Origin of the sequence: Roseburia faecis (genome assembly GCF_001406815.1) — a bacterium.
Taxonomy (GTDB): domain Bacteria; phylum Bacillota; class Clostridia; order Lachnospirales; family Lachnospiraceae; genus Roseburia; species Roseburia faecis.
The window spans coordinates 1-2,077 of sequence record NZ_CVRR01000053.1; the positions used below are offsets into that span (position 1 = coordinate 1).

2 protein-coding genes are annotated in these 2,077 nt (G+C 44.2%); both read left to right on the forward strand.

The features are described 5' to 3' along the window. Window positions 1-260 precede the first annotated feature (260 nt). On the forward strand, window positions 261-1,109 hold the full coding sequence (locus M72_RS13275) for a tyrosine-type recombinase/integrase (RefSeq protein WP_055068564.1): 849 nt from the start codon (window positions 261-263) through the stop codon (window positions 1,107-1,109). Next, window positions 1,102-2,077 (forward strand): IS91 family transposase (locus M72_RS13280; protein WP_055068565.1); only part of this gene is annotated, 976 nt, incomplete at its 3' end. The genes M72_RS13275 and M72_RS13280, both read left to right, overlap by 8 nt.

The window sequence follows — 2,077 nt, forward strand, 5'->3', positions numbered from 1 at the left end:
TTGAACAAAATCGCTGCGCGATGGCCTGCCAAGGCTGTGACGCAGTTTTTCTTTTCCTAAATAAAAAAGCAGTGGAAACCAAGTCCTAATAGTAGTATTGTTAAGTCACCACAACCAACAATCAAACAGGATCGACATTACCACTGCCTATGAAAAGATTAACACCTAACCGTTCTTTTAGCAAGCGGTTTTATTATTCCAATGCACCTCCATGTAAGCAGTGATACCCGAAATTACTGACTTTACATGGAGGAATTATTATGTACGAAAAATATTTATTACAGCTTGAGGAAGCCGGAAAAATCCGTAACCTTAAAGAGCGTTCCATTAACTGCTACAAAAACTATGTTTCTTATTTCCTTAATTACATGGAAAAGCACCCGGAAGAGCTTACCTGTCAGGATGTCAGGGACTTTCTTCTTGCCAAGAAGGACGATGGTCTGAAAGCGACCACCCTCAACCTTTATAATTCAGCCATCCGTTTTTTCTATCGGAATGTACTTCACGTTCTGTGGGATGATATCACTGTTCCACGCATGATAATAGAGCACAAACTCCCAACCGTACTTTCTACTGATGAAATTGGCCGGCTTCTTGATGCTACGGATGACCTGAAATATAAAGCCATGTTCGCCACAATGTATTCTTCCGGAATGCGTGTCTCGGAAGTGATTCATCTTCATTATGATGATATTTCCCGCACAAACATGCAGATTCATGTCCGGGATACCAAGAACCGGATGGACCGTTATACCATTCTGTCTGAAAGAAACCTTGCACTTCTTACGGAATACTGGTTCCGGAAAGGCAGACCAAAGGGCATTCTGTTTCCGAATCAGTTTACAGGGCAGTATCTTACCGTAAGTACACTGGAACAGGTTATCCGACGTTCTGCATCGGCTGCCGGGTTATCCGGTGTTACTCCTCACTGCCTCCGTCACAGCTTTGCCACCCACCTTATGGAGCAGGGAGTGGAACAGCGGAATATTCAGGCATTGCTTGGACACCGCGATCCGAAATCCACAGAAGTTTATCTTCATGTCAGCAACAAATCCCTTATGGGCATCCGCAGTCCTTTTGACAGAAAGGATGGTACAGCCAATGGATAAGCCCACAGTACAGGATATTTTTCATCGTTTTTATCCGGCATACCTTGATCAATATTCACCTTCCCCTGTACAGGCAAAGGTTGCACATAACATCATGAACTGCAAGACCGGTGCCTATGGTGCAAATGTATGTGTATGTGAGGATTGTGGCTTCGTACAGATTCATTACAATTCCTGCCGTAACCGTTGCTGCCCCATGTGTCAGGCTGTTCCGAAAGAAATGTGGATGGATGCACGCAGAGAGGATGTCCTTGATGCTCCTTATTTCCATCTGGTTTTTACGGTTCCTGATATTTTAAACCCTGTCATTTACAGCAACCAGAGACTTCTTTATGATGCCTTATACCATGCAGCTTCTTCCACAATCAGCGAACTGACTGCCGACCCAAAACATCTCGGCGCAAAGGTGGGATACATCTGCATTTTACATACATGGGGTTCTGAAATGAACTTTCATCCCCACATTCATGCCATCCTGCTGGGTGGAGGACTGGCTTCCAACAACCAGTGGAAGGACAATGGTGAAAATTTCTTTCTTCCCATCCGGGTCATCTCCAAAGTGTTCCGCGGAAAATATCTGGAGAAACTAAAGAGGCTGTGGAAAGAGGATAAGCTGGTATTTCATGGTACTGCAGAAAAATTTCGTAACCATTATACGTTCAAGGAGCTTTTAGATTCCTGTTATGGTATGGACTGGATTCCTCATTGTAAAAAGACATTCAATGGTGCTCAAACAGTAATTAAATACCTTGGTAAGTATACTCATCGCATTGCCGTCAGCAATCACCGCACCGTCCGTATGGATGATGATACCGTTACATTCTTAGTAAAGGATTACCGTAATGAGGGACAGTGGAAGGAACTGACCATTTCGGGTGTAGAGTTTGTCCGGCGGTTTCTCATGCATGTACCACCAAGGCGTTTTGTCCGCATCAGGCACTACGGACTGCTATGTTCCCGTACTAAAA

Excerpts from the sequence above, each read along its gene's own strand:
- M72_RS13275 (WP_055068564.1), top strand. The coding sequence starts at position 261 with ATGTACGAAAAATATTTATTACAGCTTGAGGAAGCCGGAAAAATCCGT.